General features: G+C 72.5%; 11 protein-coding genes. 6 read left to right on the top strand and 5 right to left on the bottom strand.

Translation table 11 applies throughout. The features are described 5' to 3' along the window. The first annotated feature begins 109 nt into the window (after positions 1-109). From MRBLMI1_RS07975 to MRBLMI1_RS07960, 4 genes are all read left to right on the top strand, one after another. The gene (locus MRBLMI1_RS07975) at positions 110-496 is read left to right on the top strand and encodes a YrdB family protein (protein WP_367729305.1); all 387 of its coding nucleotides are present in this window, start codon (positions 110-112) and stop codon (positions 494-496) included. Continuing rightward, positions 493-1,863 carry an FAD-binding oxidoreductase gene (locus tag MRBLMI1_RS07970; RefSeq protein ID WP_367729302.1) on the top strand — a complete coding sequence of 457 codons (1,371 nt, stop codon included), beginning with the start codon at positions 493-495 and terminating at the stop codon, positions 1,861-1,863. The genes MRBLMI1_RS07975 and MRBLMI1_RS07970 overlap by 4 nt, the downstream gene beginning before the upstream one ends. Next, positions 1,860-2,372 (top strand): NUDIX hydrolase, encoded by a 513-nt coding sequence (locus tag MRBLMI1_RS07965; RefSeq protein WP_367729300.1) that lies wholly within the window; start codon positions 1,860-1,862, stop codon positions 2,370-2,372. Before MRBLMI1_RS07970 ends, MRBLMI1_RS07965 begins: the two co-directional genes overlap by 4 nt. Before the next feature lie 209 nt (positions 2,373-2,581). Continuing rightward, positions 2,582-4,006: a L,D-transpeptidase family protein gene (locus tag MRBLMI1_RS07960; protein WP_367729298.1), complete on the top strand. Its 1,425-nt coding sequence runs from the start codon at positions 2,582-2,584 to the stop codon at positions 4,004-4,006. 390 nt (positions 4,007-4,396) lie between these two features. On the opposite strand, the gene MRBLMI1_RS07955 is transcribed toward MRBLMI1_RS07960, so the two are convergent. Next, positions 4,397-6,616, bottom strand: a complete 2,220-nt coding sequence (locus MRBLMI1_RS07955) for an NADP-dependent isocitrate dehydrogenase (RefSeq protein WP_367729296.1) — start codon at positions 6,614-6,616, stop codon at positions 4,397-4,399. A 176-nt stretch (positions 6,617-6,792) separates the two neighbouring features. Between MRBLMI1_RS07955 and MRBLMI1_RS07950 the strand changes: the two genes are divergently transcribed. Both MRBLMI1_RS07950 and MRBLMI1_RS07945 read left to right on the top strand, forming a co-directional pair. Then, the gene (locus MRBLMI1_RS07950) at positions 6,793-7,245 is read left to right on the top strand and encodes a GNAT family N-acetyltransferase (protein ID WP_367729287.1); all 453 of its coding nucleotides are present in this window, start codon (positions 6,793-6,795) and stop codon (positions 7,243-7,245) included. Between the two features lie 207 nt (positions 7,246-7,452). Continuing rightward, positions 7,453-8,292: an endonuclease domain-containing protein gene (locus MRBLMI1_RS07945; protein ID WP_367729285.1), complete on the top strand. Its 840-nt coding sequence runs from the start codon at positions 7,453-7,455 to the stop codon at positions 8,290-8,292. Positions 8,293-8,425: 133 nt separating this feature from the next. On the opposite strand, the gene MRBLMI1_RS07940 is transcribed toward MRBLMI1_RS07945, so the two are convergent. The 4 genes from MRBLMI1_RS07940 to MRBLMI1_RS07925 form a co-directional block, all read right to left on the bottom strand. After that, complete coding sequence (locus MRBLMI1_RS07940) at positions 8,426-10,243, bottom strand: ABC transporter ATP-binding protein (RefSeq protein WP_367729282.1); 1,818 nt, start codon at positions 10,241-10,243, stop codon at positions 8,426-8,428. Further along, positions 10,240-12,057, bottom strand: a complete 1,818-nt coding sequence (locus MRBLMI1_RS07935) for an ABC transporter ATP-binding protein (RefSeq protein ID WP_367729272.1) — start codon at positions 12,055-12,057, stop codon at positions 10,240-10,242. The genes MRBLMI1_RS07940 and MRBLMI1_RS07935 overlap by 4 nt, the downstream gene beginning before the upstream one ends. A gap of 450 nt (positions 12,058-12,507) precedes the next feature. Beyond that, the gene (locus MRBLMI1_RS07930) at positions 12,508-13,008 is read right to left on the bottom strand and encodes a methylated-DNA--[protein]-cysteine S-methyltransferase (RefSeq protein WP_367729270.1); all 501 of its coding nucleotides are present in this window, start codon (positions 13,006-13,008) and stop codon (positions 12,508-12,510) included. Next, positions 13,005-14,651, bottom strand: coding sequence for an AlkA N-terminal domain-containing protein (locus tag MRBLMI1_RS07925; protein ID WP_367729268.1), 1,647 nt, complete (start codon positions 14,649-14,651; stop codon positions 13,005-13,007). The genes MRBLMI1_RS07930 and MRBLMI1_RS07925 overlap by 4 nt, the downstream gene beginning before the upstream one ends. Positions 14,652-14,778: the final 127 nt, after the last annotated feature.

The raw sequence follows: 14,778 nt of genomic DNA, 5'->3' as shown, positions 1-14,778 counted from the left end.
CCACCACCACCACCGCCGCCACCACCTCTCGCCATCCACACGCCTGCGGAGTGCTTCGAGGGCGGACGATCCCGGATGCCGCGGGCGAGGGGGCGCGTAAAATAGCGGGGTGACCGATACCCCGAACGTCCGCGCGCAGGCGCCTCTCGCTCCCGGCATGCGCCCGCGCCCGACCGTGGTCGAGATCGGCAGCGTGCTGTGCGGGATCGCCGCGTTCGTGACGCTCGCCATCTGGGGCTTCACCGCCTGGCCGCTGCCGTGGAACATCGTCGCCGGCATCGGTGCCCCGGTCCTCGCCATCCTCGTCTGGGCCCTGTTCGTCTCGCCCCGCGCGGTGCTCGCCGTCCACCCGTTCATCCGCGCGATCGTCGAGCTCTTCGTGTACGCGGCCGCGACCATCGCCTGGTGGAGCATGGGCCAGGCCGTCATCGGCCTCGTCTTCGCCGTCGTCGCCGTCACCTTCGGCGCCCTGAACGGACGCCGGCGCCTGGCGTGACGGAGCCGTCCGACGTCGTCGCGCGGCTGCGCGCCGATCTCGGTGATCGCGTCGACACCTCCGCCGCCGCGCTCGCGGCCGTCCGGGCGGACAAGTCGGGGCACGCGGCCGACGGGACGCCGCTCGCCGTCGTCCACGCCGCCACCGTCGCGGACGTGCAGGCGGTCCTGCGGATCGCCTCCGCGACCGGCACTCCCGTCGTCCCCCGCGGCGCGGGCACCGGCCTGGCCGGCGGCGCCAACACCGGCGGCGGCGAGATCGCGCTCTCGCTGCGCGCGATGGACCGCATCATCGAGGTGCGCCCCGACGACCTGCTGGCTGTCGTGGAGCCCGGCATCCTGAACGCCGACCTCAACACCGCGCTCGAACCGTACGGCGTGTGGTGGGCGCCCGACCCGGCCAGCCGCGCGATCTCGACCGTCGGCGGCAACATCGCCACCGGCGCGGGCGGCCTGCTCTGCGCCAAGTACGGGGTCGTGCGCGACGCGGTTCTCGGCGTCGACCTCGTCCTCGCCGACGGGCGCCTGCTGCACCTCGGGCACCGCAGCGTCAAAGGCGTCACCGGACTGGACCTGACCTCGCTCGTCATCGGCAGCGAGGGGACTCTCGGCGTCGTCGTCGGCGCGACCCTCAAGCTGCGCCGCCTCGTCGCCGGGGAGCGCGTCACCCTGACGGCGATGTTCCCGGGCGTCCGCGCCGCCGCTGTCGCCTCGTCCGCCGTCACGGCATCCGGAGTCCAGCCCGCGATCATGGAGCTGATGGATGCCACCAGCCTCGCGGCCGTGCACCGCCTGCTGTCTCTGCCGGCCCCGGCCGCGGGCGCCGCGCAGCTCACGATCCAGACCGACGGACCGGCCGCCGTCGACGAGGCGCGGGCCATCGCCGGGGTGCTCGAGGCCGCCGGCGGGGTCGTCCGGGTCGCCGCCGATGACGCCGAGGCCGAGACGCTGCTCGCGGTGCGCCGCGCGATGCACCCCGCGATGGAGACGCTCGGCACCACCCTCATCGAGGACGTGTCGGTGCCGCGCAGCGCGCTCCCCGACATGTTCGACGCGATCGCGCGGATCGAGCGGGAGTACGGCCTCGTCATCCCCGCGGTGGCCCACGCCGGCGACGGCAACCTCCACCCGAACTTCGTCTTCGAGGGTCCGGAGGTTCCGACGGTCGTCTGGGAGGCGGCCGATGCGCTCTTCCGGGCCGCGCTGGAGCTCGGCGGAACCCTGACCGGCGAGCACGGCATCGGCGTCCTCAAGCGCCGGTGGCTGGTCGACGAGCTGGGCGACGACCAATGGCAGCTGCAGCGCGACATCGTCCGCGTGTTCGACCCCCGCGGCATCCTGAATCCCGGCAAGGTCTTCGCGCCGTGACCGACCCGGAGGCGCCCGTGGGCGCGGGGGGCGGGAGGGATGCCACGGGCCGCTCGCCCGAGGTGCTGGTGAGCGCCGCGATCGAGGTGGATGCCGCGGCTCGTGCGCCCGAGGTGCACGTGAGCGCGGCGGTCGTCCTGGATGCCGCGGGCCGGGCGCTCGTCGTGCGCAAGCGCGGCACGTCGGTGTTCATGCAGCCCGGCGGCAAGCCGGAGGCCGGCGAGGACGCGGCGACGGCATGCGTACGGGAGGTCCGCGAGGAGATCGGCCTCGAGGTCGCCGTCGACGCCCTGCGCCCCCTCGGAGTCTTCCGCGCCGCCGCCGCGAACGAGCCGGGGTGGATCGTCGTCGCCCACGCCTTCGCCCTGTCGGCGGAGGCGACCGACGTCGAGGCCCGCGCGGAGATCGCGGAGACCCGGTGGATCACGCGCGACGACCTGACGGTCCTGCCGCTCGCCCCGCTGTCGCGCGACCTGCTGCTCCCCGTCGCGTTCGACCGGCACGGCTGAGCCCCGTCGCGTTCGACCGGCACGGCGGAGCCCCGCCGCTCGGCCGGCACGGCTGAGCCGTCTGCGCGAAGACCTCGGATGGAAGGCCCGCGGGCGACGGGGACGGCCGCGGGGCGCGACGAGCGTGATGAGACCGTGATGAACCTCCCCGTCCGTGACGACGACCCCCTGCGTAACATGAGAAGACTGACAATCGGGGGGCTCATCTCATGACGGACGGCGCGAACGGCACCGACGCGAACACCGCTGCTCACGGCACCGCTGCCACCTACGCGTGGGCACCCGCGGAACCGAAGAAGCGCAAGAACCGCTCGGGACTCTGGATCGGACTGCCCGCGGGAGCGACCGCCGTGGCCCTGATCGCCGCGTCCCTCGTGCTCATCGCGCCCGGCGCCTCCGTCGCCGGCGTGCAGATCGGCGGTCTCACCGCCGGCGCCGCCGCGCAGGCCATCTCGACCCGCCTCGACCAGACGGCCGTCACCGTCCAGAGCCCCGACGGCGAGATCACCGTCACCGGCGCCGAGCTGGGCGCCACGGTCGACGCCGCCGCCCTCGCCGACCAGGCGTTCTCCGAGAACCCGATGTGGAACCCCTCGTCGTGGTTCCCCGAGGGCGCGGACATCGCCGTCGACGTCGACCCCTCCGTCGCGGCCTCCGTCCTGCACGACAAGCTCCCCGGCAGCTACCAGGCGCCGGTCGACGCGAGCGTCGCGTACGACGAGGGCTCGCAGGCCTTCGTCACGACGGCCGCTCAGCCCGGCGTCGGCATCGACGCCGCTGCGGTGACCTCAGCGCTGCAGGCCGCCTTCGACGAGGGCTCCGCCGCGACCACCATCGAGGCGCAGGTCGTCCCCATCGCCGCCCCCGTCTCGACCGAGGCCGCGGACGCGGCGGTCGCGAAGCTCAACGGCATCCTGGACACCGCCGGCTTCTACGTCGGCGACGAGCGCACCGCTCCCGTCGACCGGGCCACCGCCGCCTCGTGGCTCTCCGTCGCCCCCGACGGCGACGGCGGCTTCGCCATCTCCGCGGACGCCGCGAAGATCCAGCCCGCGGTCGACGCCCTCGCCGGTGAGATCAACCGCGACGCGGTGAACGCGTCCGTGATCGTGGACAGCGCGGGCGAGACCATCCACGAGCAGGTCGCGGGACAGACCGGCCGCACCCTCGGCGACACCGCCGACATCGCCGCCGCCTACGCCACGCAGCTGACCGAGGGCAACGGCGCGTACGCGCTGCCCGTGACGGAGACGCCGTTCGAGACCACCACGACCGAGCGCCGCATCGAGGTCAACCTCACCACGCAGAAGACGATCCTCTGGCAGAACGGCGAGGTGTACCGCACGTACACGATCTCGTCCGGCGCCGGCGACCACGCCACCCACACGGGGAACTTCCGCATCGGCTGGAAGACCCAGATGCAGGACATGGGCTGCGTCCCCGGCTACGACTGGTGCACGCGCGACGTGCCCTGGGTCGCCTACTTCAACGGCGACGAGGGCTTCCACGGCACCTACTGGCACAACAACTTCGGCACGCCGATGAGCCACGGCTGCATCAACATGACCATCCCGCAGGCCAAGGAGCTCTACGAGTGGGCCTACCGCGGCACCGAGGTCTCCGTGCACTACTGAGCCGCGACCTCAGGAAGGGGGTGGATGCCATGGCATCCATCCCCTTCGTCGTTCCTGCCCCGTGACTCCGTCTCCCCAGCGCCGACCCAGCGCTTCTCCTCAGCGCTGGCCCAGCGCGAGCTCCCCCCAGCGCTGACTTGGCGCGAATGTCCGCGGCGCGGCCCCTCCCGCGTACATCTGCGCCATGTCACGGCAGAGAGCGCAGCCGCCTCACGACCACGGGTCATGGTCCACACATGGCGCTGACTTGGCGCGAATGTCCGCGGCGCGGCCCCTCCCGCGTACATCTGCGCCATGTCACGGCAGAGAGCGGGGCTGCGCGCACGGGGGCAGAGACGGGAAGAGGGGTGGATGCCGATGGCATCCACCCCTCTCGGGATCCCGCGGGGGTCAGCGCAGGGCGTCGACCACGGAGTTCAGCGTCGCGGACGGGCGCATGACCTTCTCGACCAGCGCCGTGTCGGGACGGTAGTAGCCGCCGATCTCGGCCGCGTGCCCCTGGACCGCGTTGAGCTCCTCGACGATCGTCTGCTCCTCGTTGGCGAGCTTCTCGGCGACGGGGCCGAAGACCTCCGCGAGCTCGGCGTCGGCGGACTGACCCGCCAGCTCCTGCGCCCAGTACAGGGCGAGGTAGAAGTGGCTGCCGCGGTTGTCGATCGTCCCGAGAGCGCGCCCCGGCGACTTGTCGTTCTCGAGGAACGTCCCGGTGGCGGCATCCAGGGTCTGCGCGAGGACGCGCGCCTTGTCGTTGCCGGTCGTGTCGGCGAGGTGCTCGAGGGAGGCCGCCAGCGCGAAGAACTCGCCGAGCGAGTCCCAGCGCAGGTAGTCCTCCTCGAGGAGCTGCTGCACGTGCTTGGGGGCCGAGCCGCCCGCGCCGGTCTCGAACAGGCCACCGCCCGCGAGGAGCGGGACGATCGAGAGCATCTTGGCGCTCGTGCCGACCTCGAGGATCGGGAACAGGTCCGTCAGGTAGTCGCGGAGGACGTTGCCGGTCACCGAGATGGTGTCCTCACCGCGGCGGATGCGCTCGAGCGAATACCGGGTCGCGTCGGCCGGCGCCAGGATCTCGATCGTGAGGCCGTCGGTGTCGTGGTCGCCGAGGTACTCGTTCACCTTCGCGATGAGGTTCGCGTCGTGCGCACGGCTCTCGTCGAGCCAGAACACGGCGGGCACCCCGGTCGCGCGGGCGCGGGTGACGGCGAGCTTGACCCAGTCGCGGACCGCGACGTCCTTGGTCTGCGTCGCGCGCCAGATGTCGCCCGTGCTGACCTCGTGCTCGAGCAGCACGTCGCCGTTCGAGGCGACGACCCGCACCCGGCCGGGGGTCGCGATCTCGAAGGTCTTGTCGTGGCTGCCGTACTCCTCGGCCGCCTGGGCCATGAGGCCGACGTTCGGAACCGAGCCGATGGTGGCGGGGTCGAGCGGGCCGTTCGCGATGACGTCCTCGATGGTCGCCTGGTAGACGCCGGCGTACGACGAGTCCGGGATGACGGCCAGCGTGTCGGCCTCTCCCCCGTCGGCGCCCCACAGCTTGCCGCCGTTGCGGATGAGCGCGGGCATGGACGCGTCGACGATGACATCCGAGGGGACGTGCAGGTTGGTGATGCCCTTATCGCTGTTGACGTACGAGAGGCGGGGGCCGTTCTCGATGGCCGAGCGGATCTCGGCGGCGATCTCGTCGCCGCCCTCGACGTTCGACAGACCCGCGAGGATCGAGCCGAGACCGTCGTTCGGGGTGAGGCCCGCGGCGGCCAGGGCCTCGCCGTGGCGGTCGAAGACGTCCGCGAAGTACGCCTTCACGACGTGGCCGAAGATGATCGGGTCGCTGACCTTCATCATCGTGGCCTTGAGGTGCACCGAGTAGAGCACGTCGTCGGCCTTGGCCTGCTCCAGGGTGTCGGCCAGGAACGCGTCGAGCGCGGCGGCCGAGAGGAAGGTGGCATCCACGATCTCGCCGGCGAGGACCTTCAGGCCCTCCTTCAGCGTGGTCGTCGTGCCGTCGGCGGCGACGAGCTCGATCGAGAGGACGTCGTCGTCCGCGATGACGGTGGACTTCTCGTTCGAGCGGAAGTCGTCGTGGCCGAGCGTCGCGACGCGGGTCTGCGAGCCCTCGGCGAACGCCTTGTTGCGGTGCGGGTGCTTCTTCGCGTAGTTCTTCACCGCGAGCGGGGCGCGGCGGTCGCTGTTGCCCTCGCGCAGGACGGGGTTCACGGCCGAGCCCTTGATGCGGTCGTAGCGGGCGCGGACGTCCTTCTCCTCGACGCTCGACGCCTCGTCCGGGTAGTCCGGGATGTCGTAGCCCTGCGACTGCAGCTCGGCGATCGCCGCCTTGAGCTGGGGGATGGATGCCGAGATGTTCGGCAGCTTGATGATATTCGCCTCCGGCAGCGTGGCCAGGCCGCCGAGCTCGGCGAGCGCGTCGCCCACCTGCTGTTCGGGCGTCAGGCGCTGCGGGAAGGCCGCGAGGATGCGGCCGGCGAGCGAGATGTCGCGGGTCTCGACGTCGACGCCCGCCTGCTTCGTGACGGCCTGCACGATGGGCAGGAACGACGCGGTCGCGAGGGCCGGCGCTTCGTCGGTGTACGTGTAGATGATGGTGGAATCGGGCACGTCAGATCTCTCCGTAGAGGCGGCCAGGGGTTCGCGCCCAGCCTATCGCACGGGGGCAAAGTCTCTCGACGTCAAGATATCTTCCCCGGACCGCTGTTCCGCGGGCGGGAACGGGTGCGCACCCGGCGGCATCCCGGCACTTGGGGACGGGAGCGGCGGGCCGTTACCCTGGGCGCATGGCTGACTTCCGTCTCGTCGAACTGTCCGCCGCCACGATCGTGGCCGTCAACACGCTCTCGCTGAAGCCCGGGCAGGAGCAGTTCCTGGCGCCCGTCAGCTACGGCATCGCCGCGACGGTGATGAACCCGCAGACCTCCTGGCAGCGGGTTGTGCTCGACGGCGAGGAGGTCGTCGGCTTCATCAGCGCGAACTTCGACCCGGACGCCCCGGAGGAGCACTTCCGCTCCGTGCTGTGGCGGATCAACGTGGATGCCGACGAGCAGGGCCGCGGCGTCGGAAGCTTCGCCCTGTCGGCTCTGCTGGACGAGGCGCGCGGCCGCGGCATGGACCACGTCGACGTGATCTACGAGCCCGGGGTCGGCGGTCCCGAGCTGTTCTTCCAGCGCGTGGGCTTCTCGCCCGTCGGCGAGACGGAGTACGGCGAGGTCATCGCCCGCATCAGCGTCTGACTCTCCCGCGCGCGGCGGCGGCGGCGTCGTGGAATCGGATGGATGCGCCGGATTCGGACCGAATGGGCTTCTCCGTCCGAATCTGCGGCCACGATCCGATTCTGGTGACGGGCAACCTCTCCTCCCCACCCGTCCAATCCGCGATCGCGTCCCCCATCGCCGACCTTCGGTGAGCGGCATCCACGGTGCGCGGCTCACAGTGGCGCCATGGAAATCGCCAGATGGGTCACCGAACGGGGCGGAATTGTCCATCGGCAGCAGATTCTCGACGCCGGCGTCAGCGTCGGGAGGCTGCGCGCGGCGCTCGCGCGGGGAGAGGTGGAACGGGTCCGGCGCTACTGGGTGCGGACAGAGGGCGCTCCCCCCGACCTCGTCATCGCCGCCCGGGCGACGGCTCGGCTCGCCTGCACGAGCGCGGCACGGCATCGGGGATGGTGGATGCCGCCGGGTCTCGACCCCGCCATCCACCTCAGCGTCGCGCCGGGCGCGCAGGCCCCGCTGTCGCCGGCGGTCGCGCATTGGTCCCGGGCGCTGGTCCCGCGGTCGCCGTTCGACCTGATCGAGTCGGTCGAGGACACGCTGGAGCACGTCGCGGAATGCCTGACCCGTGAGCAGGCCGAGGTCGTCTGGGAGTCGGCGGCGCGCATCGAGCGCCTGCACCCGCGCGTCCTCCGCGCCGTCGACTGGCGGACGCGTGCGGCCCGCGAGATCGCGGAGAAGCTCGTGGGGTTGTCGGACTCCGGGCTCGAGACGCTGTTCGTCGTGCGGTTCCGCGCGTGGGGCGTGCTGGTCCGTCAGCAGGTGCGGATCGCCGGACACGCAGTCGACGTCCTCATCGGCGAGTGGCTCGTCGTTCAGCTGGACGGGTGGGCCTATCACTCGTCCCCGGCCGAGCGGCAACGCGACCTCGCGCACGATCGGGAGCTCCGCGCACGGGGGTACACCGTGCTGCGTTTCACCTACGCCGATGTCGTGACGGACTGGGCGCGCGTCGAGCGAGCCGTCGGCCGGGCCATCGCGCAGGGCCGTCACCTGCGACCGCAGTGACGGTCAGGCCGTCCGGAATCGGATCGCGGCGCCGGATTCGGACCAGAACGGGGAACTGATCCGAATCCGGCGCGCAGATCCGAATCCACGAGCACGCAAAGGGAGGGAGGGATGCCGCGAGGCGGCATCCCTCCTAGACGAGCGACTGCCGCCAGGCGCTGTGCAGCTGCGCGAACTTGCCCGTGCCGGCGATGAGGGCGTCGGGGGTGTCGTCCTCGATGATGCGCCCGTGCTCCATGACCAGCACGCGATCGGCGATCGCCACCGTCGAGAGGCGGTGCGCGATGATGATCGCCGTACGGTCGGCGAGGAGCGTCTGCAGCGCGTCCTGGATGAGACGCTCGCTCGGGATGTCGAGCGACGCGGTCGCCTCGTCGAGGATGAGCACCGCGGGGTCGGCCAGGAACGCCCGCGCGAACGAGATCAGCTGCCGCTGCCCCGCCGACACGCGACCGCCGCGCTTGTTCACGTCGGTGTCGTACCCGTCCGGGAGGCGTTCGATGAAGCCGTCCGCCCCCACGGCCCGGGCGGCCGCGCGGATCTCGTCCATCGTGGCGTCCGGCTTGCCGAGCGCGATGTTGTCGGCCACGGTCCCGCTGAACAGGTACGCCTCCTGCGTGACCATGACGATGGCCCGCCGCAGGTCCTTCGGGTGCAGGCGACGGAGGTCGACGTCGTCGAGCGTGACGACGCCGGCGGTCGGGTCGTAGAAGCGCGACACCAGCTTCGCGAGCGTCGACTTGCCGGCGCCGGTCGTGCCGACAAGCGCGATCGTCTGGCCGGCGGGGATGTCGAGGGAGAAGTCCGGGAGGATGACGCGGTCGTCCGAGTAGCCGAACGTGACGTCGTCGAACCGGACGTGTCCGCGGGCTGTCCAGAGGTCGACGGGGTCGCGCGGGTCCGGCACCGACGGCTCCTCCTCCAGGACGCCCGACACCTTCTCGAGGGCCGCGGTGGCGGACTGGTACGAGTTGAGGAACATCGCGACCTCCTGCAGCGGCGCGAAGAAGTTCCGCGTGTACAGCACGGCCGCCGCCAGCACACCGATCTCCAGTGCGCCGCCGAGCACGCGCCCGCCGCCCCACAGCACCACGAGGGCGACCGAGAACGCGGCCACGATCATGATGCCGGGTTCGAACGTGCCGAACAGGCGGATGGAGCGCATGCTCACGTCGCGGTATTGGCGGGCGAGCTGCCCGAACTCCTCGTCGTTGCGCGGCTCCTTGCGGAACGCCTTCACCGCCCGGATGCCGGTCATGGACTCGACGAACTTGACGATGACCTGCGCGCTGACGACGCGGGATTCGCGGTAGACGACCTGCGACCGGATGTAGAACCAGCGCATGAGGAGGAACAGCGGGATGCCCATCAGCGCGAGGATGACGCCCGACTGCCAGTCCAGCAGGAGCAGCGCGGCGAGGGTGAACAGGCCGTACAGCACGCCGGACACGAGCTCGTTCAACCCGCCGTCGAGCAGCTCCTTGATGGTGTCGAGGTCGCTCGTCTGGCGGGAGATGATCCGGCCGGAGGTGTACGACTCGTGGAACTCCAGGCTGAGCCGCTGCGTGTGCAGGAAGATGCGCTTGCGGAGGGCCAGCAGCACCGCCTGGGTCAGCCGCGCGGCGACGACCACGTACCAGCCGATGAGGGCGGCGCCGCCGATACCCGCGACGAGGTAGACGGCCACGACGCCGACCGTCGGCATCCAGTCGTTCCGGTCCAGCACCGCGGGGAGCGCGCTGTCGATGCCGTAGGCGATCAGCGCCGGGCCGGCGACGCGCAGCGCCGTCGAGACGACGAGCACGACGGCGGCGAGCACGAGCTGCCACCGCAGCGGCGAGACGAGCGAGCCGAGCAGCCGCAGCGACCGGCGCCGGATCGCCCTGCTCTCCTCGCGGGTGTAGTCGGAGCGGTCCTCACCGCTGGTCCCGGAGACGGTCGAGGTGCTCACAGGGTCGCCTCCCTCTGGCGCAGACGTGCCTCTTCGTCCTCGAGGCTCGAGATGACGTGACGGTAGTGCTCGCTGTCGCGGAGCAGCTCGGAATGCGTGCCGACGGCGGTGATGCGCCCGTCCTGCAGGAGGGCGACGCGGTCGGCGAGCGTCACCGTCGACGGACGGTGCGCGACGATCAGCGCCGTGGTGTCGCTGAGCACCTCGCGCAGCGCGTCCTCGACGAGGGCCTCCGTGTCGACGTCGAGCGCCGACAGCGGGTCGTCGAGAACGAGCACGGCGGGGCGGGCGGCCACGGCGCGCGCCAGCGCGAGACGCTGCCGCTGCCCGCCGGACAGGCTCAGCCCCTCCTCGCCGATGACGGTGTCCACGCCCTGCGGCAGGTCGTGGACGAACTGCGCCTGCGCCACCTGCAGTGCCTCGCGGAGCACCTCGTCGGCCGCCGGCGACCCGGGGACGAGGTCCTCGCGGCCGAGCAGGACGTTGTCGCGCACGGTCTGCGAGAACAGCGTCGCGTCCTCGAACGCCATGCCCACGTGCCGGCGCAGCTCGGCGAGCGACAGCTCCCGCACGTCGACGCCGTCGAGCAGCACGCGCCCGCCCGTGACGTCGTACAGACGGCCGGGCAGCGTGGTCAGCGTGGTCTTGCCCGAGCCGGTCAGGCCCACGAGCGCCATCGTCTCGCCCGGACGCAGGGTCAGCTGGGCGCCGTCGATGAGATCGGGCTCGGAGGCCGCGGCATCCTGATACCGGAAATGCACGTCGTCGAAGGTGAGCTCGCCCCGGGGGACGGCGATCGTCCGCGGGGTCTCGGGGTCGACGATCGTGTTCTGCTCGTCGAAGACCTCGAAGATGCGGTCCGTGCCGGTCCGCGCGTCGAGCGTGAACGAGAACAGGAAGCCGATCGACTCCATCGGCCAGCGCAGCACCGTCGCCATCGCGAAGAACGCGACGAGCTCGGCGACCTGGAGCTGCCCGCCCTGGATGAGGAAGATCCCCGCACCGAGGCACACGGCGAAGGCGAGGTCCGGCAGCAGCACGAGCCAGAACCAGATCCCCCCGATGGCGCGGGCCTTGCCCAGCTCGGTCTCGCGCAGCGACTCCGCCTGCCGGGTGAACTTCTTGAGCGCGTGCGAGCCGCGCCCGAAGGCCTTGAGGACCCGGATGCCGTGGACGCTCTCCTCCACCGCGGTGGCCAGGTCGCCCGCCTGGTCCTGGCTCTGGCGGGCCAGGGCGCCGTACCGCTTCTCGAAGAGGAAGCCCGCCACGATGACCGGCGCCGAGAAGACGAGGAACAGCGTGCCGAGCAGCCAGTGCCAGCGGAACAGCAGCGCCGCGCCGATGAGGATGGTGAGCAGGTTGACGATCAGCAGGATGAGACCGAACGCCATCCAGCGCCGGAGCATGCTCATGTCCTGCATCATTCGCGAGAGCAGCTGTCCCGACTGCCAGCGGTCGTGGAACGCGACGGGCAGTCGCTGCAGCCGCGCGTAGAACGACTGGCGCAGGTCGTACTCGACCTTGGTCGCGGGCGCGAGGACGAACCAGCGGCGCAGCCACACCATCAGCGCCTCGGCCAGCCCGAGGGCGAGCACGACGACGGCGCCCCAGACGAGCTGCCCGGGGTCCCCGGAGGTGATGGGGCCGGCGATGACCTCCTCGAGGACGAGCGGGATGCCGAGGGCGAGCAGGCTCGCGAGGAGCGCGCTGACCGCGCCGAGTCCGAGGCGGGGCAGGACGGGTCTGGCGATGGGGAGCAGCCGCGCGAGGGAGCGCAGCGTGGACAGGGGCGGGCGGGGCGTGGCGGTGGTCATGATCCTCGTGGGGTCGGATGCGGGCGCCGGGATCGGGCGCGGACAGGAAGCCGTGACGGCGCCGGCGGAGACGCCGGACGATCAGAGGGGAGAAGCCGGAGCGCGGTGCGACTATTCCGCGGAGCGCGGGGTCGCGGGCACTGCGCCGGCGGAGAGGACGGCACGCCCGACGATCGCGTCGATCTCGTCCATGGCATCCTCCTCGATCGTGAGACGGCCGCCGCGCGGCCGAAGAGCCCTCCAGCATATCCCTGGGAATTCGCTGGGGGCAAGGGTCCGCTGCCGCACCGGACGCAGAACGGGGGTCCGCTGCCGCCCCGGACGCAGGGGGTCCGCTGCGTACCCGGACGCGGGGCGGGGGTCCGCTGGGGACCCCGACGCAGGGCGGGGCGGCGAGCCCCGACGCCTCGACGTCCGCGGCCGAGACGGCGGACCCGGGATGCCACGGGCTCAGCGCCGCGCGCCCTCCCGGGCCAGGAGCCGTTGCTTGACCTCCGGGCCCCAGGCGAAGCCGCCGAGGGTGCCGTCGCCGCGCAGGACGCGGTGGCAGGGGACGAAGAGGGCGACCGCGTTGCGCGCGCACACCGACGCCGCGGCGCGGACGGCGGATGGGGCGCCGAGGGCGGCGGCGAACCCGGTGTACGTCAGCGGCTCTCCCGGGGCGATGCACCGCAGCGCGTCCCACCCGGCGCGCTGCAGAGGAGTGCCGTGCTGGGCGACGGCGACCGTGTCGATCGCCGCGTGATCGCCGTCGTAGTAGGCGCGCACGGCGTCCGCGGCCGACGTCCGGCCCGCCGCGACGTCGGTGGGCCGGTGCGCGGGCCGCAGCCGGCCGAGCACGGCGTCCGCGTCGGCGGTCCAGCCGGACACGATGACGCGGTCCGCCTCGTCGGCGAGGATCGCGAACGGGCCGTCGGGGGTGTCGACGAACTGCAGAGTCGCGGTGGTCATCGGTGGTTCTCGCTCTCTCGTGAAGGTGCGGGTCGCGCCCCCGGCGAGGCCGCGGGGGGCGCGGGGGGCGTCGTGTCGGCGGAGACGGCGGGTGCGGTCTCGCCTGCGCGCCCGCGCCGTCGCCGCGGCGAGGCGACGACGGCCGCGGCGGACTCGGCCGAGGGCGTCCGCCACGCCTGCGTCACCGGCGCGGCGTACCAGTAGTGGGCCATGGCGTAGCTGCGCCACGGCGCCAGCCGCTCCGACCAGGCGGTGAACGCCGCCGGCTCCGACGGCAGGCCCAGGGCCGCGGCACCGGCGCGGGCGGCGACGTCGCCGGGCAGCAGCACGTCGGGATCGCCCAGCACGCGCATGCGGACGTAGTCGGCGGTCCACGGACCGATGCCTCGCATCGCCAGCAGTCGTTCGCGCTGCTCACGGCCGTCGTCGCCCGGGCCGAGCGCGAGGGAGCCGTCCGCGAGGGCGGCGGCCGCGCCCACGATGGCGCGCATGCGCGCGCCGGGCCCGCGCAGCACCTCGAGGCCCCGCTTGGCGATCGCGGCGGGGTCCGGGAAGAGGGTCATGGGCTCGGGCGCGATGTCGACCGGCTCGCCCAGCTCGGCGGTCAGCCGGCCCTGCAGGGTGCGCGCCGAGGCGACGCTGATCTGCTGGCCGATCATCGCCCGCAGGAGCATCTCGTCGGCGTCGATCGCGCCCGGTACCCGGACGCCGGGGATGGCCGCGACGGCGGACGCCAGCTCGGGATGCGCGGCCAGGGCTTCGTCGATCGCGACGGGGTCGGCATCGAGGTCGAACAGCCGCCGCACGCGGGAGATGAGGGTGCCGAGGTCGGCGAGCGTCGTCAGTCGGGCGCGGAGCCGCAGCCGTCCGTCGTCGGCCTGACGGACCTCGAACCAGGCCGGTCCCCCGGGCATCCGCACCACGCGGGCGAACGACCGGTCGTCCCCGACCTCCACGCCGGGGATGGCGTGCGCCCGCATCCAGCCGAACAGACCGACGGTGTCGATCGGCCCGCGCAGAGGCAGCGCCAGGTCGATCTCACCCGGTGCGGCGTCTCCCCCGTGCCCGCTCGTGCGACGGGCGCGGAGCTCGCGGGGCGGCATCCCGAACACCTCCCCGATGGTCTCGGTGAACTGACGGACGCTCGCGAAGCCGGCCGAGAACGCCACGTCCGCGGAGGAGAGGTCGGTGCCGACGAGCAGCGCCCGCGCCGTGTGGGCGCGGTGGGCGCGGGCGAGGGCGAGCGGACCGGCCCCCAGCTCCGCGCCGAGCAGCCGGGTGAGGTGGCGCGGCGAGTAGCCCAGTCGCGCGGCGAGTCCGGGGACGCCCTCGCGGTCGACGACGCCGTCGGCGATGAGCCGCATGGCGCGGGCGGCGACGTCGCCGCGGAGGTCCCACGCCGGCGACCCGGGAGCGGCCTCGGGCAGGCACCGCTTGCACGCACGGAAACCGGCCTCGTGGGCGGCGGCCGACGTCGGGTAGAAGGTGACGTTCGACTCCTTCGGCGTCCGCGCCGGACAGCTCGGGCGGCAGTAGATCCCCGTCGAGCGCACCGCCGTCACGAATTGGCCGTCGAACCGGCGGTCGCGCGACTGGATCACGCGGTACCGCTCGGCGAAGCCGGGCGCGTCGGTGGGGGGCATGGCATCCATCCTGCCCCGCCCCGGCGACATCGGCTGGCGGAAATCGGACACGACGATTCGCCGATGAACGCCGTCTGCACGCGGAAACGCCGGGTGCGGGCGTTCCTCGGTGCAGGGAGCGCTCTTC

Source organism: Microbacterium sp. LMI1-1-1.1 (assembly GCF_040815675.1).
Taxonomy (GTDB): Bacteria; Actinomycetota; Actinomycetes; order Actinomycetales; family Microbacteriaceae; genus Microbacterium.
This window is presented reverse-complemented; position numbering and strand designations above follow the sequence as displayed.